The sequence below is a fragment of the Chelativorans sp. ZYF759 genome (assembly GCF_012911015.1).
Taxonomy (GTDB): domain Bacteria; phylum Pseudomonadota; class Alphaproteobacteria; order Rhizobiales; family Rhizobiaceae; genus ZYF759.
This window is the reverse complement of the sequence record NZ_WVVV01000018.1, coordinates 57,983-82,361: the sequence shown is the minus strand read 5'-3', so window position 1 is coordinate 82,361 and position 24,379 is coordinate 57,983. Positions and strand designations below refer to the sequence as shown.

Genomic DNA, 24,379 nt, shown 5'->3' with positions numbered 1-24,379 from the left:
TCGGCCGGTTCGCGGGCGGCTCTGGGCGCCGGTGGCGGCGCCGACGGGGGCTCGTCGTCGGCCGCCTCGGCCAGGCGCGCCGCCTTGTGGTCGCGACGGCTCGCCCAGAACTGGTTCCAGGTGCCGACGATGCCCTTGGGCAGGAGCAGCGTGACGGCCACGAACAGCCCGCCCAGCGCGAACAGCCACAATTCGGGATAGGCGGAGGTGAACCAGGTCTTGGCGTAGTTGACCACGACGGCGCCGATAATCGGCCCGATCAGCGTGCCGCGCCCGCCGACGGCGGCCCACACAACGACCTCGATCGAGTTGGCGGGCGAGAACTCGCCGGGATTGATGATGCCCACCTGCGGCACGTAGAGCGCGCCGGCAATGCCGGCGATCACGGCCGACACCACGAAGGCGAAGAGCTTCACATATTCGGGCCGGTAGCCGATGAAGCGGGTGCGGCTTTCGGCGTCGCGCACCGCGATCATCACCTTGCCGAGCTTCGATTTGGTGATCGCCGCGCAGATGACGAAGGTGATGGCCAGCATGATGCAGGTGGCCGCAAACAGCGAGGCCCGGGTCGTCGCCGCCTGGATGGGAAAGCCCAGAATGTCGCGGAAATCGGTCAGGCCGTTATTGCCGCCAAACCCCATCTCGTTGCGGAAGAAGGCCAGCATCAGCGCATAGGTCATGGCCTGGGTGATGATGGACAGATAGACGCCGGTGACGCGCGAACGGAAGGCGAGCCAGCCGAAGACGAAGGCAAGCAGCCCCGGCACGACCATGACCATCAGCATGGCGAACCAGAACTGGTCGAAGCCCCACCAGTACCAGGGCAGTTCGGTCCAGTTGGAAAAGACCATGAAATCGGGCAGGACGGGGTGCGAATAGACGCCGCGATCGCCGATCTGGCGCATCAGATACATGCCCATCGCATAGCCGCCGAGCGCGAAGAAGGCGCCGTGGCCGAGCGACAGGATACCGACATAGCCCCACACCAGATCGAGCGCCAGCGCCAGCATGGCATAGGTCAGGTACTTGCCCATCAGCGCGACCATGTAGTTGGGCACGCGCAGCGGGTGCCCGACCGGCAGGAGCAGGTTGGAAGCGGGCACGAGGATCGCCACCGCCAGGAGGATGCCGACGACGATCCAGACCTTGCCGTCCAGCCTGTTGAGGAGGAACCGGGTGATCATGCTTCCACCGCCCTGCCCTTGAGCGCGAACAGGCCGCGCGGGCGTTTCTGGATGAACAGGATGACGACGACCAGCACCGCGATCTTGGCGAGCACCGCCCCGGTATAGGGTTCCAGGAACTTGTTGACGATGCCGAGCGTCATGGCGCCCACCAGCGTGCCCCAGAGATTGCCGACCCCGCCAAACACGACGACCATGAAACTGTCGATGATGTAGCCCTGGCCGAGATTGGGCGAGACGTTGTCGATCTGCGAGAGCGCGACGCCCGCCAGCCCGGCGATGCCGGAGCCGAGCCCGAAGGTCATCGCGTCGACCCAGGGGGTGCGGATGCCCATGGAAGACGCCATGCGGCGGTTCTGGGTCACGGCGCGCATCTGCAGGCCGAGCGAGGTGCGCTTGAGCACGAACAGCAGCGTGGCGAAGACGGCGAGCGCGAACAGCACGATCCAGAATCGGTTCCAGGTGATCAGGATGCCGTAGAAATCGAAGGCACCCGACATCCAGGACGGGTTGCCGACTTCGCGGTTGGAGGCGCCGAAGATGGACCGCACCGCCTGCTGGATGATCAGCGACAGGCCCCACGTGGCCAGCAGCGTCTCCAGCGGCCGGCCATAGAGCCAGCGGATCACGCCACGCTCGATGCCGATGCCGATAAGCGCGGTTACCAGGAAGGCGGCCGGCAGGGCGAAGGCAAGCGACAGGTCGAACAGTTCGGGCGCGGAGGCGCGGATGATGTTCTGCACCATGAAGGTCGTGTAGGCGCCGATCATGACCATCTCGCCATGCGCCATGTTGATGACGCCCATCACCCCGAAGGTGATGGCAAGGCCGATGGCGGCGAGCAGCAGAACCGAGCCCAGCGAGATGCCGTACCAGACGTTCTGGCCCACATCGAGCAGGCGCAGATGGCTCTGGATGGCGGAGATGCCGGATTCAATCGTCGGCCTGACCTCGTCGGGCGCATTGGCAAGAGCGGCGTTGAGGATGCCGAGCGCATGGCGGTCGCCGCGCGCGGCGATGATGTCGACGGCCTCGGCATAATCGGCGGGCGAGGCGTCGGTGCGCAGGATGGCGATCGCCCAGGCCTGCTGCATGACCGGCAGCACGGAGGCGTTCTCCTCCGCGGCGATCGCCTCGTCGAGCAGGGGCAGGTTGTCGGGGTCGGCGGCCTGGAACATGGCGCGCGCGGCCGACAGCCTGACATTCGCATTGGGGCTGAGAAGCGTGAGCTGTCCGATCGCGGTGCGCACGGCGCGCCTGACCGAATTGTTGACGCGGATGCGCTCGACCGCGCCCGATGCCACCTCGCCGGCGTCCTCACCGGTCAGCGCATCGGTGATGGCGACATTGCCGCCTGCCGGCCGCACGAAGACGACCTGCCCGGTTTCGGCAACGACGTTCAGTTCACCGGCGCCAAGCGCTTCCAGGACGGGGACAAGACGCGTGTCGCCGGTCGCGGCCAGTTGCGCGATGATTGCGGAGCGATCGGAAAAGCCACCTTCGGGCAGCTGGTTGACCAGTTCCTCGACCGATTGGGCACGGGCGGGAAAGAGAGCGACCAGCAGCACCATGAAGGCGAGCAGCACCGGACGGGCGATGAATTGCATGGCGAGACCGTGATTTCCAGGCATCGGGGGTGCGGGGGCGGCGCGTGCCGCCCCCGCATGTCAGTGCAAGCGGATCAGTTGGCTTCGGAGCCGCCGCAGGTCTCGGTCTCGGTATTGAAGTTGCCGCAGTTGATCGGGTCCGTCCAATCGGCGATCAGGACAGCCGATTCGGGGATGAACTGCGACCAGGCCTCGCCCTCCACGAGATCGTCGGTCTCCCAGACGACGTCGAACTGGCCGTCGCCCTGGATCTCGCCGATCAGCACCGGCTTGGTGATGTGGTGGTTGGCCAGCATGGTGGACATGCCGCCGGTCAGGTTCGGCACTTCCACGCCGACGATGGCGTCGATCACCGCGTCCGGATCGGTGGTGCCGGCTGCCTCGACCGCCTTCACCCACATGTTGAAGCCGATATAGTGGGCCTCCATCGGGTCATTGGTGACGCGGCTCTCGTCGCCGATAAAGGCGTGCCAGGTCTCGATGAACTCCGCATTCTCCGGCGTGTCGACAGACATGAAGTAGTTCCAGGCGGCCAGGTGGCCGACCAGCGGGCCGGTGTCGAGACCGGCAAGTTCCTCCTCGCCGACCGAGAAGGCGACGACGGGGATGTCTTCCGCGGAAATGCCCTGGTTGCCCAGCTCGCGATAGAACGGAACGTTGGCGTCGCCATTGATGGTGGAGACGACGGCGGTCTTCTTGCCGGCCGAGCCGAAGGCGGCGATGTCGGCCACGATGGTCTGCCAGTCGGAATGGCCGAACGGCGTGTAGTTGATCATGATGTCTTCATCGGCGACGCCGTGGGACTTCAGGAAGGCTTCCAGGATGCGGTTGGTGGTCTGCGGGTAGACATAGTCGGTGCCGGCCAGAACCCAGCGTTCCACGCCTTCCTCGTTCATCAGGTACTCGACGGCGGGAATGGCCTGCTGGTTGGGCGCGGCACCGGTGTAGAACACGTTGCGCTGGCTTTCCTCGCCCTCATACTGGACGGGATAGAACAGCAGACCGTTCAGCTCCTCGAAGACCGGCAGCACGGCCTTGCGCGAGACCGAGGTCCAGCAGCCGAACACTGCGGCGACCTCGTTGACCTCGAGCAGTTCGCGGGCGCGCTCGGCGAAGAGCGGCCAGTCGGAGGCCGGGTCGACGACGACGGCCTCGAGCTGCTTGCCCAGAAGTCCGCCCTTCTTGTTCTGCTCCTCGATGAGCATCAGCATGACGTCCTTCAACGTCGTCTCCGAGATCGCCATCGTTCCCGACAGCGAATGCAGGATGCCGACCTTGATCGTCTCGTCCTCGGCCTGCGCAACGGGCGAGAAGGCCAGGCCGGCCGCAAGCGCGCCGGCAGCCAGAATGCCACGCCGAGTGAAATTGGAACCCCTCATTTCGAACACCTCCAAACAGGTTTTTGTTGCACCGCAATAGTCAAAGCAACCAGCGTGCCAGCCTGGAATTCGACGATGTATAACTGGGGTTTCTCTTGCGTTTGTCTGGATTTGCCGCCGTTGGAGCAGGTTGGAGCGAGGATGAGGCCCCGAGGCAAGACCTTTCCCCTGACAGGAGGATAGGCAGCATAATAGGCAAATGCCTATTCTGTGAGCGATGTGCCTAAGAAGTCTATCAATTAGGCATTCGGATGGTCACCGATCAGTCTGCCCTGTCGGGGGGAAACTCGTCGGCAATCCCCCCTCGTCCATGATCCGGCCCGGTCTCGTTAACGCTGAGAACAAGAAGCATTCGATTTCATCTCCAGTATCGGGGAAACTTGCTCCACTGGGGATACAGGATGCAGCTGCGTCGGCAGGCGGGGCGATCCTTCGGGGACGTAAATGCACTACAGGATCTTCGAGACATGGCGTCTGGCGGCTGCCGTCGCCATCATGATCTATCACTTCCTGCGCTTCGGACCGCCGGAAGCGCTGGAGGCGGGTGCGTTCCTGCACCGCTTCCTGCCGCTGATGGAGATGTTCTTCATGATCTCCGGCTACCTGATCATGGAGCGCTACGGCGACGTCCTGATGCGCGGCGATCAGGGTTTCGGCAAATATCTCCTTCGCCGGATCGCGCGCATCTATCCGCTCTATCTGGTGACGCTCGGTTTCTTCCTGCTTGTCACGCTCGCGATCGACCAGGGTCTCGTTTCCACCGACAACCCGCAACGCTTCGACTGGTCGACCCTGCCGGCCAACATCCTCCTGATCCAGGCCTGGGGCTTCACGGAACACCTGACGTTCAACTACGTCTCGTGGTCACTGTCGGCGGAGTGGTTCTGCTACCTGCTGCTGCCCGCCATCGTCATCACCTACCGCATGGGGGGCGCTGGCGGGCTGGCCGTGCTGGCCTTCGCCTCCATCCTGGCACTGGAGATCGGGATCGCGCTCGGCCTTATTCCCTTCGACAGCTGGCTCGAGGCGAATACGTGGGGCGCCTATCGCGCATTTGCCGATTTCGTGCTCGGGGCGCTTGTCGCCGTCGTCGTGGCGCGCAGCCGGTCAGGCCTCACCAGCCAGGCACCCGGCTGGATCCTCTTCGGTGTGGCGCTCGCCGCCATGGGGTTCAGGCTGGAGAGCTACGTCATCGTGCTGCTGCTCGCGCTCGCGATGTATTTCGCGGCGATCGCGGAACGCAACCGGCCCGAGGCCACCACCTATCTCGCGCCGCTGCATCCGCTGGGAAAGGTGTCGCTTGGCATCTATCTCATCCACCCGGTTGTCGAAAGCGTGCTGCTGGCCATCGTCTGGCGCTGGTGGATCGACCCGCTGGTCTCTTCGAACCTGTTCTATGCCTTCCTCATCGTGCCGGCACTGGTCGTCTTCGCGCTGTCCATCCTGTCGGACCGGTTCTTCGAGCGGCCGGTCGGCAAGGCGATCGTGAGCCTCGGCGACCGCAGGCTGAAGCGCGGCCAGCCCGCCCACATGCCGGCCGAATGACCCACGGACATCGACCGGGTCGAGCGGTGGCGGCTCAATCCTTGCGGGCTTCCTTCATGCGCCGGTGAATGTGCCAGGTGGCGATCGCCACGCCGATGGCGACCGCCAGGATGATGAGGGTGGCGAGCGCGTTGACCACCGGGCTGACCCCCAGCCGCACCTTGGAGAAGATCACCATCGGCAGCGTCGAGGCCCCTGGGCCGGTGACGAAGCTGGCGATAACGAGGTCGTCGAGCGACAGGGTGAAGGCGAGAAGCCATCCCGCCACCAGGGCCGGCGCGATGACCGGCAGCGTGATGTCGAAGAAGACGCGCACCGGCCGCGCGCCCAGATCCATCGCGGCCTCCTCCAGCGAATTGTCCATGCCGGCCAGCCGCGACTGCACCACAACCGCAACGAAGGCCATGCAGAAGGTCACGTGCGCGATGGTCACCGTCGTCATGCCGCGGCCGGCCGGCCAGCCGATCAGCTGTTCCATGGACACGAAAAGCAGCAGCAGCGACAGGCCGGTGATGACCTCCGGCATGACCAGCGGCGCCGTCACCATGCCGGTCAGGAGCGCACGCGTCCTGAAGCGGCCGAAGCGCATCAGCACGAAGGCCGCCAACGTGCCCAGCGCGACCGCGATGGTGGCGCTGAAGAAGGCGACCTGCAGGCTGATCCAGGCCGCGCCCAGGATCTGGGTGTCGCGCATCAGTTCGCCATACCAGCGGGTCGAGAACCCGCCCCAGACGGTGACCAGCTGGCTGGCGTTGAAGGAGAAGATCACCAGCGACAGGATCGGCGCGTACAGGAACACGAAGCCGAGCACGCACAGGACCGGAAGCGTCCATCCGCCGCGCATCATTTCTCCTCCGTCAGACGTGCCTGGAGGGAGCGCAGGATCATGATCGGCACCACCACCGCCACCAGCATGGCAATCGCCACGGCCGAGGCAACCGGCCAGTCGCGGTTGGAGAAGAACTCGTTCCACAAGACGCGGCCGATCATCAGCGTATCGGGACCGCCCAGCAGCTCGGGAATGACGAACTCGCCGATCGCGGGAATGAAGACCAGCATGAAGCCGCCGATGATGCCCGGCAGCGACAGCGGCAGCGTGACGTAGAAGAAGGTCGCCATCGGCCGGCCGCCGAGATCGGCCGAGGCCTCGAGCAGGCTTTCCTCAAGCTTCACCAGATTGGCGTAGAGCGGCAGGATCATGAAGGGCAGGTAGGTGTAGACGATGCCCAGATAGACCGCGAAATTGGTCTGCAGCATCTGGATCGGCGTGTCGATGATGCCCATCGAGATCAGCGTGTTGTTGATCACCCCGTTCGAGCGCAGGAAACCCTGCCAGGCATAGACGCGCAGCAGGAAGCTCGTCCAGAAGGGCAGGATCACCATCATCAGGAGAAAGGTGCGGCGCGGCTCCGGGCTGCGGGCGATGAAATAGGCCATCGGATAGCCGATCAGCAACGCGATGACGGCCGAGACGAAGGCGACCTGGATGGAGAAGAAATAGGCGTTGATGTAGAGGCTGTCGGTCCACAGATAGCGGAAATTCTCGATGTTCACGATGATGTTGAGGCGCCAGCCATCCCACTCCAGGAGCGGAGCGTAAGGCGGGCGGGCGATCAAAGCCTCGGAAACCGAGATTTTGCCCACCACCAGGAACGGCACCAGGAAGAAGACCAGGAGCCAGAGAAACGGCACGGCGATCACGAGTCCGCGCCCATGGAGACCCAGACGCCGCAAAAGGCCCGCGGTCCAGCGCATTGGGGGAACGCGTTCGATCAGGGTCGCCAATGGTCTGTCCCCGACCTCATCGCGTCAGCACCACGCCTGCCGTGTCGCCCCACGATATCCAGGCCGGCTCGTCCCAGCTGATCGCGTCGTCCTCGTGGCGCAGGAGATTGGGCTTGGTCGCCTTCACCGACTTGCCGCTGTCCAGCTTGATCTTGTAGATCGACTGGCCGCCCAGATAGAGCACCTCCTCCACCATGCCGCGCGCCCGGTTGGCCTCGCCCACGGGCTCCTCGCGATCGAGCCGCACCTTCTCGGGGCGAAGCGCATACCAGACCTTCTGGTCCAGCGTGCAGCTCGTGCTGTGGCCGACATGGATGGTGCCGCCCATCTCCGCGCTGTCGATTTCCAGCCTGTCCTTTTCGTCGACGCTGATACGGCCTTCGAAGAGATTCACCGACCCCACGAAGTCGGCGACGAAGCGCGACGAGGGGTGCTCGTAGATTTCGGCCGGCTCGCCGACCTGGACGATCTGGCCCTCGTCCATCACGCCGATGCGTGTCGACAAGGTCATCGCCTCCTCCTGGTCGTGGGTGACCACAATGAAGGTGATGCCGAGCGTTTCCTGGATCTTCAGAAGCTCGAACTGGGTTTCCTCGCGCAGCTTCTTGTCCAGCGCGCCGAGCGGCTCGTCCAGCAGCAGCACTTTCGGCCGCTTGACCAGCGCGCGGGCGAGCGCGACGCGCTGGCGCTGGCCGCCCGAAAGCTGGTGCGGCTTGCGCCGCGCGAACTGCGTCATCTGCACGAGCTTGAGAATGTCGGCGACGCGGCTCATCGCCTCGTCGCGCTTCACGCCCTCGCGCAACAGGCCGTAGGCGATGTTGCGCTCCACCGTCATGTGCGGGAACAGCGCGTAGGATTGGAACATCATGTTGGTCGGCCGCTCATAGGGCGGGATGCCGGCCATGTCCTGGCCGTCGATCTCGATGCGTCCCTCGCTTGGCGCCTCGAAACCGGCCAGCATGCGCAGCAGCGTGGACTTGCCGCAGCCGGAGCCGCCGAGCAGGCAGAACAGCTCGCCGCGATAGATGTCGAGGCTGACTTCATCGACGGCGGTGAAATCGCCGAATTTCTTGGTGACCTTCTGGATGCGCAGGAAGGGCGGCTCGGTTTCGGCCACCCAGGGTCGGGACGAAGCGGCGTGGGCGTTCTGGATCATGCCGAACTCCGGATCGGCGAATGCGGGGGAGAAGCGCGGACGGGCGCGAACGCCCGTCCGCCAACGATCTTACTGGCCCGTGCGCACGCGGGTCCAGAGCCGGGTCAGCACGCGATCGGTGCGTGCATCATAGACCGGCGAGGGGAAGAGGTTGGCCATCACCTCGTCCGGGGGATAGATCGACTCGTCCTCGGAGATCTCCGGGTCGACATATTCAAGCGAGGCGGGGATGGCGTTCGGGTAGAACACGTAGTTGGTGATGTCGGCCACGATCTCGGGCTGCAGGATGAAGTTGATGAAGGCGTGCGCGTTGTCGGCATTCGGCGCGTCGGCGGGGATCGCCATCATGTCGAACCACTCGATCGTGCCTTCCTTGGGGATCGTGTAGGCGAGCTCGACGCCCTGCCCGGCTTCTTCCGCACGGTCCATGGCGATCAGCACGTCGCCCGACCAGCCGATGGCCACGCAGGTCTCGCCATTGGCGAGATCGGAAATGTACTGCGAGGAATGGAAGTAGCGCACATGCGGGCGCACCGATTCCATCAATTCGGCGGCGCGCTCCAGGTCGGCCTCGTCGGTCGAATGCGGGTCGAGACCGAGATACTGCAAGGCGACCGGAAACATGTCGGAGGAGGAATCGAGGAAGCTGATGCCGCAATCTGCAAGCTGGCTGGCATATTCGGGATCGAAGACCAGCGACCAGCTGTCAGTCGGCGCATCGTCGCCCAGGCGTTCGGCGACCATCTCGACATTGTAGCCGATGCCGTTGGTGCCCCACATGTAGATCACGGCATGCTCGTTGCCGGGGTCATGCGCGGCGACGGCTTCCATCAGTTTCTCGTCGAGGCCGGCGGCATTGGGCAGCTTGGACATGTCGAGCGGCTGGTAGGCGCCGGCCGGGATCTGGCGCGCCAGATAGCTCGAGGTCGGAACCACCACGTCGTAGCCGGACGAACCGGCCAGCAGGCGCGCTTCCAGCACGTCGTTGGAATCGTAGACGTCATAGACGACCCGGATGCCGGTCTCTTCCTGGAACTTCTCGATCGTGTCGGCGGCGATGTAGTCCGACCAGTTGAAAACGTTGACGACCTCCTGGGAGAAGGCCGGGCCAGACATCACCAGCGCGAGTGCCGTCAGTCCGATCCGTGCTTTCATGCGATTCACCTCTCTGTTGGTTCTGCCGTTCATGCGGCCTTTCCAAATCGTATCATCTAGTTTGCAATTGGGAATAGTCGATTGCCGATTGCGGCGCTTTCGGCGCCGGAGGAGGAAGCCGCTTGTTAACCCGCTCAAGCTAGAATTGATCCAGCCTTCTCAACTTTGCCGCGCAGGAACCCGGGATGACCATCGCTTCGGACTCACATCGCAGGGGCCGCGCCTCCGGTCTTTCCTTCGGTCCCATCGCGCTCCTGGCGCTGGCGGTCCTGGCGGCCGCGCTTCTGCTCCTGATCCCCATGACCGTGCCGATCGGCCCCATGTACTGGGATCTCTTCATCTATTTCGACGCCGCCAACCGCATCTTCGACGGGCAGATGCCGGCGGTCGACTTCTTCGCGCCGGTCGGACCGCTCGGATACTATCTCTTCGCCTGGGGCATTGCGCTCTTTCCCGACGCGCAGCCGCTGCTCCTGTCGCAATGGAGCCTGCTTGCCGTCACCGCGCCGCTGATGGCGCTGGTGCTGGCCGATGTGGGGCAGCGTTCGCGCGGCATCGCCTTCGCGCTGCTCATTCCATTTCTGGTCTTTGCGCTTCTGCCCTTCAACAACCGCGAATTCTATCCCTATCCGGGCTCGGACGGCTTCGGCATCTACAACCGGCAGGTCACGCAGGTGCTCTATCTGCTTGTGGCGGGGCTCCTGTTCGTGAAGGGCCGCGCCATCCTGGTCACGCTGGTGACCGCCTGCATGCTGGCGCTGTTCACGATCAAGATCACCGGCTTCATCTCCGGCGGCCTGATCTGCCTCTATGCCTTCGCGGCCGCGCGGCTGACATTTCGCCAGGCAGCGGCGGCGGCCGCCGCCTTCCTTGCCACCCTCGGCCTTCTCGAACTGACGACAGGCATGGTCTCGGCCTATGTGCGCGACATCTATGCCCTCGTGGCCGACAACACCGATGCGCTCGCGCCGCGCATGGTGCAGGCCGTCTCGCTGACCTTCGGCGTGGTGGCGCCGGCGGGCGCGCTGGTCCTGCTGCTTCTGTGGCAGGAAAGACCCAAGCTCGCGAAACTCTGGCGCCAGAGCACGTCACGGCTGGCGGGGATGCAGGCCATTCTCGACCGGCCGGCGCTGTGGCTTGCCGTGGTGGTCTTCGCCGGCATCTTCTTCGAGGCGCAGAACACGGGCAGCCAGGCGATGATCATGGTCTGGCCGGTGCTTCTGGTCATCCTGATGAAGCTGCCGGCCATGCTGCATGCGCCGGCCCGCGCGCTGGCGATTGCGGCGCTGGCAGCGGCCTGCTTCCTGCCGCTCCTGGTCAACACGACCGAGCGCGCCGCGCGTGCCTATGCCGGCGCGCTCAAGAACGTCACCCTTCAGCACGACCGTCTGAAGACGCTCGGCACCGTCAACATGCGACCCGAGATTGCCGACCGCGCCGACACCATGATGGTGGTCTATGCGGAGGAAAAGGACTACGCGGCGCGGATCGTGGAAAGCGGGCACCTGCCCTCGCCCATGCTCTACCAGGATTTCGATTTCCAGATCATCCACATGCGCGCCATCGGCGATGCGGTGATCGCGCTTGAGGAACTGGAGGCGAACACGGGGCTTCGTTTCGAGACGATGATGAACGTGAACTTCGTCAATCCGTTTCCCTGGCTCATGGACCGCTCCGCGCCACGCCGCATCTCGATCGGCGCCGATCCGAGCCGCACCGTGCCGCCGCCGGACGAGGAAGCCCTTGCCGCCGTGCGCGACGTCGACATCGCCCTGATGCCGACCTGCCCGCTGACGACGGCCAACGCGCATCTCTTCGAGATCTACGGCGAAAGCCTGGCCGATCACCGGCTGATCGAGCTCACCCCCTGCTTCGACGCTCTCGTGCATCCCCGGCTCGCCGACCGCCTCGACTGACGCGCCGCCAAGCGCGCATGAAAAAGGCCGGGGCGATGCCCGGCCTTCAACCAGAATGTCCCATTTTGATTGAGATCGCGGCCCAACCTCTTAACTCGCAATGGCTGATGGGGTTTCTCTTGCCGCAGAAGTTAGACGCATACCGCGTCTTGCAAGCAATCCTGCTCGCGTGAGGTTGGAAGCATTGAGGTGGCTATGAACTCCGGTCTGATCGACGAGGTTTCCGCCATCTTGCGAAACGCCGCTGCCGATGTGGTCCTGCCGCGATTCCAGAAGCTGCAGGCAGGACAGATTGAGGAGAAATCTCCAGGAGAGGTGGTTACCATTGCAGATCGTGAAGCAGAGCAGATCATTACACCGCGATTGATGTCGCTCCTACCCGGGTCGCGGGTGGTTGGGGAAGAGGCGACCGCAGAAACTCCCGCCCTGATGGACGAACTGGATGAAGGCGATGTCTGGCTCGTTGATCCCATCGACGGGACGGCGAATTTCGTTGCTGGCTCGCCTGTGTTTTCGGTCATGGTTGCCTTGTTGCGCCGGGGGGAAACTGTCGCTGCCTGGCTCCTCGAACCCGTGAGCGATCGGCTCGCGGTTGCTTCCCTTGGCGCCGGAGCCTTCGTCGACGGGATCCGTTTGCATACGGAATCGTCATGTCCAGACGTCGCATCTTCTCGGGGAGCGGTCCTCACCCGATTCCTGCCGGACGCGTTGAAAAAGACAGTGGCCGCGAACGCGTCGCGATTTTCTGCCATTCTGCCGGGCACGAGATGCTCAGGTGTGGACTATCCTGCCGTTGCGACCGGAAAGCAGAACTTCGTAATGTTCTGGCGGCTGCTGCCGTGGGATCACGCCCCTGGAGCGTTGCTGCTGTCGGAGGCTGGGGGGTGGGTCGCTCGCCTTGATGGCTCCAGCTATGATCCCTCCGATCAGCGGCCTGGGCTGCTGGCCGCTCAGAACAGGGACGTATGGCAAACTGTGCGCAGGAAACTGCTGGAAACTTAGCTTCGCATGGGAGGGTCCTATCGAAGCACCTCCGGCAGGATGATTGGGTAAAGCAATGGTCTGGCGGCATTCAACCGTCTGTCGCTTCAACATCTTAGCAAGGGCCGGGCGCGATGCCCGGCCCTTGTCGTTTCGGTGGGTGGTTGACCCTACCGGACCTGGCTCTTCACGAAATCCTTCACGATCGCCACCACGCCGCGCGACAGCACCGCGTCGAGTGCCTCCACGAAGCGGTCGACATGTTCGCGGCGGCAGATCAGCGGCGGCTCGAGACGGATGACGTTGCGGTTGTACTCGGTGAAGGCGACGAGCACGTCGTGGTCGCGCAGGAGTTCGGCACCGACAAAGCCCGACAGCGAACCCTTCAGCTTGTCGTCGAGCATGCCGACCATGGGCCTCAGCACCGCCGGGAGCGTGCGGCTGAAATCCTGGAATTCCAGGCCCACCATGAAGCCCTGGCCGCGCACATCCTTGATGATGGACGGATGTTTGGCCTTCAGCGCCTCCAGTCTCTCGATCAGATAGGCGCCGGTGGCGGCCGCGTTCTCCATCAGCTGCTCGTCATAGAGCACGTTGAGCGCCTCGATGGCGGTAATGGAGGCCTCGCCCATGCCGCCGAAGGTCGCCTGGGCATGGATCATCGCCGTCTTGGGGCTGCCATAGGCCTTCATGTAGACCGAGGAGCGGGCGATCATCGCGCCGACGGCTGCCTTGCCGCCACCCAGCGACTTGGCGAGCGCCGTGACGTCCGGCACGACGCCAAACTGCTCGAAGGCGTAGAAATGGCCGGTGCGCCCGAGGCCGCACTGCACCTCGTCTGCCACCCACAACACGCCGTAGCGGTCGCAGAGTTCGCGCAGCTTCTGCCAGTATTCGGCAGGCGCCGACACGATGCCGCCGCCGCCCTGGATGGTCTCCAGCACGATGACGCCGATTTCGGGATCGGAGCGGAAGGCGTTCTCCACCGCCTCGATGTCGGCGAAGGGCACGCGCACCGTGTTGTCGACGAGCCGGAATTCGCCGCGATAGAGCGGGCCGTCGGTGATCGACAGCACGCCCTTCGTCTTCCCGTGGAAGGAGTTCTCGGCATAGACGACCTTGGGCCGCTTCGGGCCGGCGGCGCGCTCGGCCACCTTGATGGCGGCTTCCATGGCTTCCGAGCCGGACGAGCCGAGGAACACCATGTCGAGATCGCCCGGCGAGCATTGCGCGAGATTGTAGGCCAGCGCTGAGGCATATTGCGACATGAAGGCGATGGCGATCTCGTGGCGGTTCTCGTCCTGGAAGCGCTTGCGCGCCTCGATGATGCGCGGGTGGTTGTGGCCGAAGGCGAGCGACCCGAAGCCGCCGAAGAAGTCGAGGATCTTACGGCCGTTCTGGTCGGTGTAGTACATGCCCTCCGCGCTCTCGACCTTCACCTTGTGAAAGCCGAGCAGCTTCATGAAATGAAGCTGGCCGGGGTTGATGTGGGACTTGAAGAGATCGGTCATGCGGGCGACGTCCATCGCCTTGGCATCCTCGACGCTCATCAGGTTCGGCTTGGGTGCGGCCGGTACGAGTGCCGGGGCCTCCACCTCGATGCGCGCCGTCGTCGTCTCTGGTTTCATGGTCACGTTCATGTCGTTCTCCTATTCGGCGGGCATCTGGGCGGGAGCGGCGATCGACGGCCGGTCCTTTTTCTGGCGGTATTCCTTGTAGGCGGCGATCAGCATGTCCTCGTCGCGATACTGCGGAACCCAGCCGAGTTCGCGCTCCCCCTTGGAGACGTCGAGCACGCACATCTCGTCGGCGATCAGATATTGCTCGGGGTCCATCAGCGGCATGTTGACCAGGTCGAGCAGGTCGAGCGTGCGCTTCACCGCCCAGCCGGGCGTCGGCACGAGGATCGACTTCGAGCCCGCATGGGCGATCAGATCGCCCAGCAGCTTCTTGACCGGCGGCGGGTTTAGCGAGCCCAGATTATAGGCCTCGTTGGGCACGCCCGCCTTCCAGGCGGCCTTTGCAGCGGCAGCGCAGTCGAAGACGGAGACGAACTGGTAGGGGTTCCTGCCCGAGCCGATCATCGGCACGGGAAGGTTCATGTCGATCAGCTTGAACAGCTTTTCCAGGATGCCCAGCCGCCCGGGGCCGATGATGAGGCGCGGGCGGAAGAGCGAGATGTTCATGCCGCGCTTTCGCCACTCGGCGGCCAGTTCCTCGGTCTTGAGCTTGGACAGGCCATACTCGCCGAGCGGATTGACCGGGTGGTCCTCGGTCATCGGATAGGTGACCGTGTGGCCGTAGATCATGTCGGTCGTGTAGTGCACCAGATTGGGCGCACCGGCCTTGTCCATGGCGTGGATGATGTTTTCCGTGCCGTGGAAGTTCACGGGGAAAAAGAAGTCGTGGCGCTTGGCCCGGACCTGGATCGGCGACAGCATCTTGGCCGACAGATTGTAGACCATGTCGTCGGCCCGCATGCCGACCGCCTCGACGGCGGCCGCATCGGTCACGTCGCACGGGACGAAGCGCGCCTTGGCATAGTGGCGGTAGTCGCCCTTGTGGATATCGGCGACGACCACGTCGTGGCCTTCGTCGAGGAGCAGGGGCACGAGGTGGCGGCCGACGAAGCCGTCACCGCCGAAGATGATGTGTCTCATTTCGCGATCTCGCTGGTCTGGATGGGGGTTTCGGTGATGGCGTCGCGCGACAGGCCGCTGCCGCTCTGGGCGATCAGGACCGTGCCGACGCAGATGAAGGCGACGCCGGCCATGCGCCAGGCGTTGATGTCCTCGCGGAAGACGAAATAGGCGAAGACGAGCACCGCCACATAGGCGAGGCTGAGGAAGGGATAGGCGAAGGAGAGTTCCACCTTCGACAGCACGTAGAGATGCGATGCCATCGAGATGACGAAGGTGAAGAGCCCCGCGAAGATCCACGGGCTGAACACGATCTGCAGGATCTTGACGATGGGATTGACGCCCGCGAAGGAAAGCGGGCCCAGCGTCATCATGCCGTGCTTCAGCATCAGCTGGGCGGCGGCGTTGGTCGCCACTGTGAACAGGATGAAGGCGAGATATTTCATCGGTTGGTCTCCATGACGGCTATTCGGCCGCCTGCAAATTGGGAATGCCGGGCCTCAGGCGCATGGCGGTGCGGCGCCAGAAATCGGTCATGAAAGCGGGATCGCGCAGCGCTTCCAGCTCCGCCCAGCGCGGATAGGAGGCCGCGAAGGTCTCGGGCGGCATGCGCGCATCCTTGTAGGCGTTGACGCCGCCGCCGGCCTCGAGCGTGATCCGGTCGAGCGTGTTCATCAGCGCCAGCGTCGCTTCGCCCGCATTGGGAAAATCGAGCGTCAGCGTGTAGCCGGGCCGCGGGAAGGAAAGCATGCCCGGCGAGGCAATGCTGCCGAAACGCTTGAGCACGGTCAGGAACGAGCCGTGGCCCGATTGGGTCGCCGCCGCCAGCAGTCCCGGCACGGCGTCGCGCGCGGTGTCGAAGGGGATCACGCTCTGGTGCTGCAAGAGCCCTTTCGGTCCGTAGAGCCGGTTCCAGTTGCCAACCCCGTCAAGCGGGAAGAAGAAGCCCTGGTAGCCGCTCCTTCGCGGTGCCGCCGAGCGTCCCTTGCCGTGGAAATAGGCCATGTTGAAGAGCCGCAGGAAGGGCTTCGACAGGAGATTGACAGGCGGCTGGAACGGCACGCCGAGCCGGGATCCCGCCGCTTTCGTCTGGCCCGCGACATCCGCATGGTTGGCGGTGAGCAGCAGCCCGCGACCGCCGGCCAGCTGGTCGATCCAGGCCACGGCATATTCGTTCTGCGCGTCGGCTTCCTCCGCCCGGTCGAAATAGTCCCCTATCCTGTCGAAGCGCTCGACGCGCTCGACCACATCGGCGGCAACCTTCATGAGCCGGATCGTGGCGGTCAGGATGAGCCCGGTCAGCCCCAGCCCGCCGATAGTGGCTGCAAACAGGCCGCCATTGGCTTCCGGGCTGCAATTGACGATCGCGCCGTCCGAACGCAGCAGGCTGAACCCCGTGACATGGCACCCGAAGCTGCCGCGCCGGTGGTGGTTCTTGCCGTGGATGTCGTTGGCGATGGCGCCGCCCAGCGTGACGAAGCGCGTGCCCGGCACGACGGCCGGGAACCAGCCATGCGGCACGACGCGGTCGATGATGTCGGACAACAGGACCCCGGCTTCCGCCCTGAGCACGCCCGTCGCGGGATCGAAATCCAGGATCCGGTTCATCGTGCGCATGTCGATGAGCGTGCCGGTCTGGTTGTGGCAGCTGTCGCCATAGGAGCGGCCATTGCCGAAGGCGGCCAGCGACCGGTCGCCGGCCTCGCCCGTCTGCAGCCGGACGATCGCCTCGGCGGCGGGGATGGCGCGTTCGGTCGGCGGCACGACCCGCCCGAAGCTCTGATAGGAGGCCACCATCGTCACAGCCCCGAGCCGATGAGCAGCAGCGCGCCGAATGCCGCCACGAGCTGGCTGCGCCAGTCGCGGATGATGAAGACAATGGGATCGTCATGCATCTCGTCGCGGCGCGCCAGGATCCACACGCGCATGGTGATGTAGAGGACGATCGGCGCCAGCGGCCAGATCAGCCAGGGCCGCGTATATTCGTCCGACAGGCTGGCGGCATCGATGAAGAGCGCCAGCACCAGCGCCGAGGTGAAGGCGGCCGCCATGCCGGCCATGCCGATCATTTCCTGGTCCTCGGCACGATAGCCGCGGCCGGCAATGCGCTCGCCCGCCGGCAGTTCGGTGCCGCGCAGCTCCACATAGCGCTTCACCAGCGCCAGCGAGAGGAAGAAGAAGATCGAGAAGGCAAGCAGCCAGAACGACCATTCCGACTGCGTCGCGACGCCACCCGCCAGGATGCGCATGGCATAGAGACCGGCCAGAGTTAGGACATCGATCAGGAGCATGCGCTTGAGCGACAGCGAATAGGCGGTCGTGGCCACCAGATAGCCGACCAGCACCAGCATGAAGAGCGGCGGCAGGAGCAGCGCCACCGAGAAGCTGACGCCCAGGAGCAGCACCATGGCGCCAAGCCCGAAGGGGATCGACAGCGCCCCGCTTGCGAAGGGCCGGTTGCGCTTGGTCGGATGACGCCGGTCGAGCGCCAGATCCATGAAGTCGTTGAGGATGTAGATGGCCGAAGCCGCCGCGCTGAAGGAGACGAAGGCCAGCAGGAAGGCAATGATGGCGGGGCCTTCCAGATATTGGTGCGACAGGATGAGCGGCACCGCGATCAGGCTGTTCTTCAGCCACTGGTGCACGCGCAGCATCTTGAGCAGCGTCTTGAGGGTCGGCTTGCTGGCCTCGATAAGGTCGGCCCCGTGCTCACGCTGCCATCGGGCGGCGTGCCGGTCGGGCGCCACGACGATCGAGGCGCGGGCGGCGTCGAAGACGGCCAGATCGTCCTTCGAATTGCCGACATAGTCGAAGCCGGCATCGCCATATTCGGCCAGAAGCGCGTCGCGCTTGCGGATGGAGGAAAGGTTCGAGCCCGGATCGGTGCACATGACCGCATCGAAGAGGCCGAGATGGCGCGCGATGGCCTCGGCGAAGAGACGCGGCGAGGCCGTGGCCAGGATCAGCTTGCGGCCGCTTGCCTTTTCGGCCCTGAGGCGCTCCAGCACCTCCTGGCGATAGGGAAGCGCCGTCGCATCGAAGGCGACCCGGCTGGCGATCTCGCATTTCAGCCGCGCCTTGCCGCCGGCGAGCCAGAACGGGAGCAGGAACAGGCAGTGCGGCTTCTGGCGCAACAGCAGGAACAGGCCTTCCCAGAGAAGGTCCGTCGCGATCAAGGTTCCGTCGAGGTCCACGGCCAGGGGAACGGCCCCTGCCTCGGTTCTTGCATCCATCTGACTGCCGCCCGTTTATTACGTCATTTTGCCATGACGTGGCGACATTGAGGCCCAATATTTCAAGTAACGTTAAGACGACGGGGCGACAGTCCCAGTTGTCTTGGAATAGTTAATGCTTCGAATTTTATGCAATATGTTTGGTCAGCGCGCGGTCATCGGCAGGAACAGCACGATCGCCGGGAACAGGACGATCAGCAGGATACGCAGAATATCCGCGATGACGAAGGGCACGATGCCGCGATAGATGGCCCCGATGCTGACATCGCCGATGACGGTGCGGATCACGAACAGGTTGAGCCCGACCGGTGGCGTGACCAGCGACAGTTCCGTCAGCATGACCGCGAAGATGCCGAACCAGATCGGATCGAAGCCGAGGCCGGTGACGATCGGAAAGAAGATCGGGATCGTGAGCAGGATCATCGACAGGCTCTCCATGAACATGCCGAGCACGAGGTAGATCACGAAGATGAGAAGGATCACCATCATGGGCGAGAGCCCCATGGAGGTGATCAGGTCGGACAGGGCCTGAGGCAGGCCGATCAGGTTGATGAAGTTGGAAAAGACGAGCGCGCCGATCAGCACCAGGAACAGGCTGGCCGTGGTGGTCACGGTCTCGACGAGTGCCTCGGTGAAGATCCCGAAGCTGAGGCTTCGGCGCCACAGCGCGAAGATCAGCGCCCCGGCCGCGCCTACCCCGCCTGCCTCGGTCGGCGTGAAGGCGCCGACATAGAGCCCGCCGATGATGAGGATGAAGAGCAGCAGGATCGGACCGACGGTGCGGAAATAGCTCAGCCGCTCGCGCCAGGGAACGCGGGGGGCAGCGGGTGCGGAGGCCGGATCGAGGCGCGCCACGACCCAGATCGCGGCCAGATAGAGCAGGATCGCCAACATGCCCGGTATGATGCCCGCGATGAAAAGCTGGCCGATGTCGGTGCCGGTCGAGATGCCGTAGAGGACGAGGATGACGGAGGGCGGAATCAGGATGCCGAGGGTGCCGCCGGCGGCCACCGTGGCGGCGGCCAGCCCGTCCGAATAGCCATAGCGGCGCATCTCCGGCACGGCGACCTTGGCCATGGTGGCGGCGGTGGCGATGGAAGAGCCGGACAATGCCGAGAAGCCGCCGCAGGCGAGGATCGTGGCCGAGGCCAGGCCGCCGCGCCGGTGACCGATGAAGCCGTGGCAGAGCCGGTAGAGATCCTGCGACATGCGCGCCTTGGTCACCAGCACGCCCATCAGGATGAACATCGGGATGACCGACAATTCGTAGGACATGGTGGCGCTGAAGGGCAGCTGCCCGATCATGCCCATGGCGGTGCGGTCGGAGATCGCCAGCCAGATGCCGCCGAGGCCCACGATGAGCATGGCGAAGGCGATCGGCATGCCGACCATCATCAACCCGAAGACGGCCGCGAAGGCGAGGCCGGAAGCTTCCCAGACACCCATGGATCAGCTTGTCCCGAGTTGCGGTGGAGGCGCGCGGCGAAGACCTTCGACGGCGCAGATCAGGAAGGCGACGGCGGCCACGACGAGAAGCACCGACATGGACTGGGCGATGGCGCCGCGCGGGATGCGCAGTTCCATCGTCACCTCGCCATAACGCAGGATGCGCTCGCCATAGATCCACATGCGCCAGGCGATGAAGGTGCAGATGGCGGTGCCCAGCAGCTCCGTGGCGAAAGTCGCCCAGCGGCGCACGGGTTCGGCGAAACGGTCGAAGAGGATGGTGACGCGGATGTTGCCGCTCTGCCGGATCATCAGCGGCAGCGCGAAGAAGACGAGCAGGCCCATCGTGATCTCGATGATCTCGAAGGCGCCGCGCGGCGGGCTGCGGAAGACATAGCGCATGACCACATTGGTGAAGATGGTCAGCATCATCACGGTAGCCATCGCCGCCGATATCCAGACCAGAAGCCGCGCCAGCCGGTCGAACCACAGCACCGTCATTTGCCCAAGGCCGGTCATTACCGCTCATTCGCTGGAGGCGGCGGGACGCGATCGGCGTCCCGCCATTGTGGTTCGCGCTTGGCGAGCCTTACTGGTTGGGAACGTTCACGACCTTGGCGGCGTCGTAGAACCTCACCATCGAGCGGGCATATTCGATGATTTCCTCGCCATCGAAGCCCCGCGATTCGGCCTCTGCCAGCCATTCGGTCTCCAGCTCGGCCAGGCGCTCCCGGGCGATGTCGACCTCTTCGTCGGGCAGCGTGATGAATTCCACGCCCTGTTCGTTGAGCTTCTCCTCGCCCAGGCTGTCGCCATTGGTCCAGGCCCAGCCGGCGAGAAGCGCGATCGCCATCCCGCTGTGCTTTTCGACCGCGGCCTTGTGCTCGTCGGAGAGATCGTTCCAGCTGTCCTCGTTCATGGCCACCCAGAAGGTGTCGGTGTAGAGGCCGCCGGGGATCTGCGTGATCGAGGTGATGACAGGCGTGATGCCGAAGAAGTCGATCGATTCCGACGGGAAGGTGATGCCGTCCGCGACGCCGCGCGACATGGCCGTCTGCGCCTCGGTGGGCGGCAGCTGGACCGGAGTGGCCCCGAGCTGGCTCATGATGCGGCCGGTCACGTTGCCCCCGACGCGGATCGTCTTGCCCTCGAGGTCGGCGATCGTCTCGACGCGGCCATTGGCCATGTTGATGTTGGGGTTGGAATGCGTGAAGAGCCCGATGATGTGAGCGCCGTCATGCTCGCCATACTCCCCGCCCCAGCGCTCGTAGGCCGCCCATGAGGCTGCCGAGCCCGACCAGGGGTCCGGTGACATGAAGGGCAGGTCCATGACCTGGGTCAGGGTGAAGCGGCCCGGATTGTGGCCGCTGACGCCGTAGCCGACATCGAAGGCCTGGTCGAGCAGCAGGTCGAACTGCGCCGGCGGCGGTCCGAGCGGCGAGGTCATGATCTCGAAGCGCAGCGAGCCGTTGGTCTCGGCCTCGATGGCGTCGGCCCAGGGCTTGATGATGCCCGAGACGATCAGATGGTGCATCGGCAGCCAGTTGCCGACGCGCAGGACCACGTCCTCGGCCTTGGCGGTCGTGATGGCGGTCAGCGATATCGCGGCGCCCAGCGCGCTCGCCGCGGCAAGTTTTCCGAAATGCTTCATGTCATGCTCCCATTCGTGTTGCCGGTTATTCCCAATGGTCGTTCCTGCGGCCCCAGCCCTCTTAGAGGGGCTTCGGCGCCGTCAACTTGTAGATCTCCAGGGCCTCGGCCTCGTTGCCGCCGCGCGACGTCAGCAGACGGAACTGCTCGGCCGCAAGCGAGGTGAAGGGAACCGGCGAGACGACAGATTGCGCCAGCGCCCGGACGGAGTCGAGGTCTTTCAGCATGGTGTAGGCGTGGCCGAGCGGCGGATCGTGGATGGCCTTGGCCATACGCGGCACGAAGAGCTGAAGCGGTTTCGAATCGGCGAAACCGCCGGCCAGCGCCTCGGGCAGTTTCTCGGCATCGACGCCGGCATTGGTGGCCAGCCGGGTGGCTTCGGCCAGCACCGCCATGGTGCAGCCGACAATGACCTGGTTGCACAGCTTGGTGGTCTGGCCCGCGCCGCTCGGCCCCATCAGGGTGAAGCGCGCCGCCATCGCCAGCACCACCGGCTTGACCCGCTCGAAGGCGGCTTCCGGCCCACCGGCCATGATGGCGAGCGAGCCTTCCTCGGCCCCCGGCACGCCGCCCGAGACGGGCGCATCGATCCAGATCATGCCGGTCTCGTCCTCGAGCCGCCTGGCCATGGCGCGTGTGGCATCCGGTGCGATGGACGAAAAATCGACCAGCACCGAGCCCTTGCGCGCGCCGCTCGCGATACCGTTCTCGCCGAACACGGTGGCTTCCATCGCCTTGGTGTCGGTCAGGCAGGCAAAGACGATATCGGAGGCCGCGGCCACGCCCGCCGCGCTCTCGGCCAGTTTCGCGCCATCGGCCACCAACGGCTCGGCCTTGGCGAGCGTCCGGTTCCAGACCGTCAGGCCATAACCTGCCATGAGCAGGCGGCGCGACATAGGCAGGCCCATGAGGCCGGTGCCGATGAAGCCGACCGGTGGCTTGTCCGCGCTCACGTGCGCCGTCCTTCCGGCCATTGCGCGTTGCCGGCATGGGTGACCGCACCCTCATGCGCCTGGCCGACCGTGGCGGCATATTTGGCCAGCAGGCCCGCCTTGTGCAGCGTTTCGGGCGCCTTCCATGCCTTGCGACGGGCATCCAGTTCCGCTTCGGGAACGTCGAGCGTGATGGTGGCGAGGTTGGCATCGATATGGATCGTGTCGCCGTCCTTCACCAGCGCCAGCGGGCCGCCGATCGCGGCTTCGGGCGAGGCGTAGCCGATGCACATGCCCCGCGTGGCGCCGGAGAAGCGGCCGTCGGTCAGAAGCGCGACCTTCTCGCCCATCTGGTGGCCGTAGATCAGCGCGGTGAGTCCCAGCATCTCGCGCATGCCGGGACCGCCGCGCGGCCCCTCGTTGCGCACGATGAGGACATCGCCCTCCTCATAGGCGCGGGCGTTGACCGCCTTGACCGCCTCGTCCTCGCTCTCGAAGACACGCGCCTTGCCGGTGAAGGTCAGCTGTTTCATGCCGGCGACCTTGAGCAGCGAGCCATCCGGGCACAGATTGCCCTTCAGCACCACCACGCCGCCGGTCGCCATGATGGCGTTGGAGACCGGGCGCACGACCTCGCCATCGGGAGCGGGCGCATCCGCCACTTCCTCGGCGAGCGTCCGGCCGGTGACCGTCAGCGTGTCGCCATGCATGAAGCCACCCGCGATCAGTTCCTTGATGAAGACGTGGGTGCCGCCGATCTCGTAGACATCCTTGGCGTGATACTGGCCGCCGGGGCGCAGATTGCCGATGAAGGGCGTGCGCTGCAGCACTTCGGCGACATCTTCCATGGTGAAGCGGATGCCCGCCTCATGCGCGATGGCCGGGATATGGAGCGCGGCATTCGTCGAACCGCCGGTGGCCGCGACGATGGCGCAGGCATTCTCCAGCGCCTTTCGGGTGACGATGTCGCGCGGGCGCGGACCGTCATTCTCGATAATGTCCATGACGATGCGGCCGGCGCGGCGGCAGATCGCCTTGCGCTCGGAATAGACGCCCGGAACCATGCTGCAATTGGGCACCGTGAGCCCCAGCGCTTCAGAGACCATCGCCATCGTGTTGGCGGTGAACTGGCCGGCACAGGCGCCGATGGTGGGCTTGCAGGCCATTTCCAGCATGCGCAGCTCGGTCTCTTCCATGGCGCCGGTCTGTACCGCGCCGATGCCCTCATAGGCGTCGAGCACGGAGACGTCCCTGCCGCGGAAACGGCCGGGCAGCGCCGAGCCGCCATAGACGAAGACCGAAGGCACGTTGACGCGCACCATGCCCATCATCACGCCGGGCAAGGTCTTGTCGCAGCCGCCGAAGCCGATCAGGCCGTCATAGGCATGGCCGTGGACCACCGCCTCGATGCTGTCGGCGATCAGCTCGCGCGAGACCAGCGAGAACTTCATGCCCTCGTGGTTCATGCCGACGCCGTCGGAGACGGATATGGTGGTGAACTCGCGCGGGGTGCCGCCGGCGGCGTGCACGCCCTGCTTGGCATCCTCGACCTGGGAGATGTGGGTCATGTTGCAGGGGGTGGTTTCGCCCTTCTGGCTGACGACGCCGACCATCGGCTTGGCGATCGCCTCGTCGTCCAGTCCCATGGCCCGCATGAAGGCGCGGTGCGGCGTCCGGTCCAGCCCCTCCTTGGTGATGCTCGACCTCAGTTTCGCCTTGCCACTTCCACCCATGAACTGTTTTCCCCCAGTATCTTTTAAGCTTGAAATTT

Annotated in this window: 20 protein-coding genes; 3 read left to right on the top strand and 17 right to left on the bottom strand. The window is 64.8% G+C overall.

Annotated features, from left to right (window positions below):
* From urtC to urtA, 3 genes are all read right to left on the bottom strand, one after another.
* The coding region (gene urtC, locus GRZ55_RS20535) for an urea ABC transporter permease subunit UrtC (protein WP_169288830.1) at positions 1-1,184 on the bottom strand (1,184 nt) is incomplete at its 3' end.
* Positions 1,181-2,791 (bottom strand): urea ABC transporter permease subunit UrtB, encoded by a 1,611-nt coding sequence (gene urtB / locus GRZ55_RS20530; RefSeq protein WP_169288829.1) that lies wholly within the window; start codon positions 2,789-2,791, stop codon positions 1,181-1,183. The genes urtC and urtB, both read right to left, overlap by 4 nt.
* A 74-nt stretch (positions 2,792-2,865) precedes the next feature.
* On the bottom strand, positions 2,866-4,170 hold the full coding sequence (urtA, locus tag GRZ55_RS20525) for an urea ABC transporter substrate-binding protein (RefSeq protein ID WP_169288828.1): 1,305 nt from the start codon (positions 4,168-4,170) through the stop codon (positions 2,866-2,868).
* A gap of 444 nt (positions 4,171-4,614) precedes the next feature.
* Between urtA and GRZ55_RS20520 the strand changes: the two genes are divergently transcribed.
* On the top strand, positions 4,615-5,715 hold the full coding sequence (locus GRZ55_RS20520; protein WP_169288827.1) for an acyltransferase: 1,101 nt from the start codon (positions 4,615-4,617) through the stop codon (positions 5,713-5,715).
* 34 nt (positions 5,716-5,749) lie between these two features.
* Here the strand turns inward: GRZ55_RS20520 and GRZ55_RS20515 are convergent, their stop codons facing one another.
* The 4 genes from GRZ55_RS20515 to GRZ55_RS20500 all read right to left on the bottom strand — a co-directional run bounded on the left by GRZ55_RS20515 (position 5,750) and on the right by GRZ55_RS20500 (position 9,811).
* The gene (locus GRZ55_RS20515) at positions 5,750-6,559 is read right to left on the bottom strand and encodes an ABC transporter permease subunit (protein WP_169288836.1); all 810 of its coding nucleotides are present in this window, start codon (positions 6,557-6,559) and stop codon (positions 5,750-5,752) included.
* Positions 6,559-7,500, bottom strand: coding sequence for an ABC transporter permease subunit (locus GRZ55_RS20510; protein WP_246734901.1), 942 nt, complete (start codon positions 7,498-7,500; stop codon positions 6,559-6,561). Before GRZ55_RS20510 ends, GRZ55_RS20515 begins: the two co-directional genes overlap by 1 nt.
* Positions 7,501-7,516: 16 nt before the next feature.
* A complete protein-coding gene (locus tag GRZ55_RS20505; protein WP_169288826.1) occupies positions 7,517-8,656 on the bottom strand; it encodes an ABC transporter ATP-binding protein in 1,140 nt (379 codons plus the stop codon).
* 69 nt (positions 8,657-8,725) lie between these two features.
* Positions 8,726-9,811 (bottom strand): polyamine ABC transporter substrate-binding protein, encoded by a 1,086-nt coding sequence (locus GRZ55_RS20500; RefSeq protein WP_169288825.1) that lies wholly within the window; start codon positions 9,809-9,811, stop codon positions 8,726-8,728.
* Between the two features lie 185 nt (positions 9,812-9,996).
* On the opposite strand from GRZ55_RS20500, the gene GRZ55_RS20495 reads away from it, so the two are divergent.
* Positions 9,997-11,727: a hypothetical protein gene (locus tag GRZ55_RS20495; protein ID WP_169288824.1), complete on the top strand. Its 1,731-nt coding sequence runs from the start codon at positions 9,997-9,999 to the stop codon at positions 11,725-11,727.
* 195 nt (positions 11,728-11,922) lie between these two features.
* Positions 11,923-12,729 (top strand): inositol monophosphatase, encoded by an 807-nt coding sequence (locus tag GRZ55_RS20490; RefSeq protein WP_169288823.1) that lies wholly within the window; start codon positions 11,923-11,925, stop codon positions 12,727-12,729.
* Positions 12,730-12,878: 149 nt separating this feature from the next.
* Here GRZ55_RS20490 and GRZ55_RS20485 read toward each other — a convergent pair whose 3' ends face one another.
* From GRZ55_RS20485 to ilvD, 10 genes are all read right to left on the bottom strand, one after another.
* The gene (locus GRZ55_RS20485; RefSeq protein WP_246734906.1) at positions 12,879-14,258 is read right to left on the bottom strand and encodes an aspartate aminotransferase family protein; all 1,380 of its coding nucleotides are present in this window, start codon (positions 14,256-14,258) and stop codon (positions 12,879-12,881) included.
* A 99-nt stretch (positions 14,259-14,357) separates the two neighbouring features.
* Positions 14,358-15,368: an NAD(P)-dependent oxidoreductase gene (locus GRZ55_RS20480; RefSeq protein WP_169288821.1), complete on the bottom strand. Its 1,011-nt coding sequence runs from the start codon at positions 15,366-15,368 to the stop codon at positions 14,358-14,360.
* Entirely contained in the window at positions 15,365-15,793 is a 429-nt protein-coding gene (locus tag GRZ55_RS20475) for an EamA family transporter (RefSeq protein WP_169288820.1), read from the bottom strand. Before GRZ55_RS20475 ends, GRZ55_RS20480 begins: the two co-directional genes overlap by 4 nt.
* Before the next feature lie 19 nt (positions 15,794-15,812).
* Positions 15,813-17,144: an FAD-binding oxidoreductase gene (locus tag GRZ55_RS20470; RefSeq protein ID WP_169288819.1), complete on the bottom strand. Its 1,332-nt coding sequence runs from the start codon at positions 17,142-17,144 to the stop codon at positions 15,813-15,815.
* Between the two features lie 2 nt (positions 17,145-17,146).
* Positions 17,147-18,580 (bottom strand): UbiA family prenyltransferase, encoded by a 1,434-nt coding sequence (locus tag GRZ55_RS20465; RefSeq protein WP_169288818.1) that lies wholly within the window; start codon positions 18,578-18,580, stop codon positions 17,147-17,149.
* 144 nt (positions 18,581-18,724) lie between these two features.
* Positions 18,725-20,026, bottom strand: coding sequence for a TRAP transporter large permease (locus tag GRZ55_RS20460; RefSeq protein WP_169288817.1), 1,302 nt, complete (start codon positions 20,024-20,026; stop codon positions 18,725-18,727).
* A 3-nt stretch (positions 20,027-20,029) separates the two neighbouring features.
* On the bottom strand, positions 20,030-20,545 hold the full coding sequence (locus GRZ55_RS20455; RefSeq protein ID WP_169288816.1) for a TRAP transporter small permease: 516 nt from the start codon (positions 20,543-20,545) through the stop codon (positions 20,030-20,032).
* Positions 20,546-20,615: 70 nt separating this feature from the next.
* Positions 20,616-21,677 carry a TRAP transporter substrate-binding protein gene (locus tag GRZ55_RS20450; protein ID WP_169288815.1) on the bottom strand — a complete coding sequence of 354 codons (1,062 nt, stop codon included), beginning with the start codon at positions 21,675-21,677 and terminating at the stop codon, positions 20,616-20,618.
* Positions 21,678-21,738: 61 nt separating this feature from the next.
* Entirely contained in the window at positions 21,739-22,629 is an 891-nt protein-coding gene (locus tag GRZ55_RS20445; protein ID WP_368856655.1) for an NAD(P)-dependent oxidoreductase, read from the bottom strand.
* On the bottom strand, positions 22,626-24,341 hold the full coding sequence (gene ilvD, locus GRZ55_RS20440; protein WP_169288813.1) for a dihydroxy-acid dehydratase: 1,716 nt from the start codon (positions 24,339-24,341) through the stop codon (positions 22,626-22,628). The genes GRZ55_RS20445 and ilvD overlap by 4 nt, the downstream gene beginning before the upstream one ends.
* Positions 24,342-24,379: the final 38 nt, after the last annotated feature.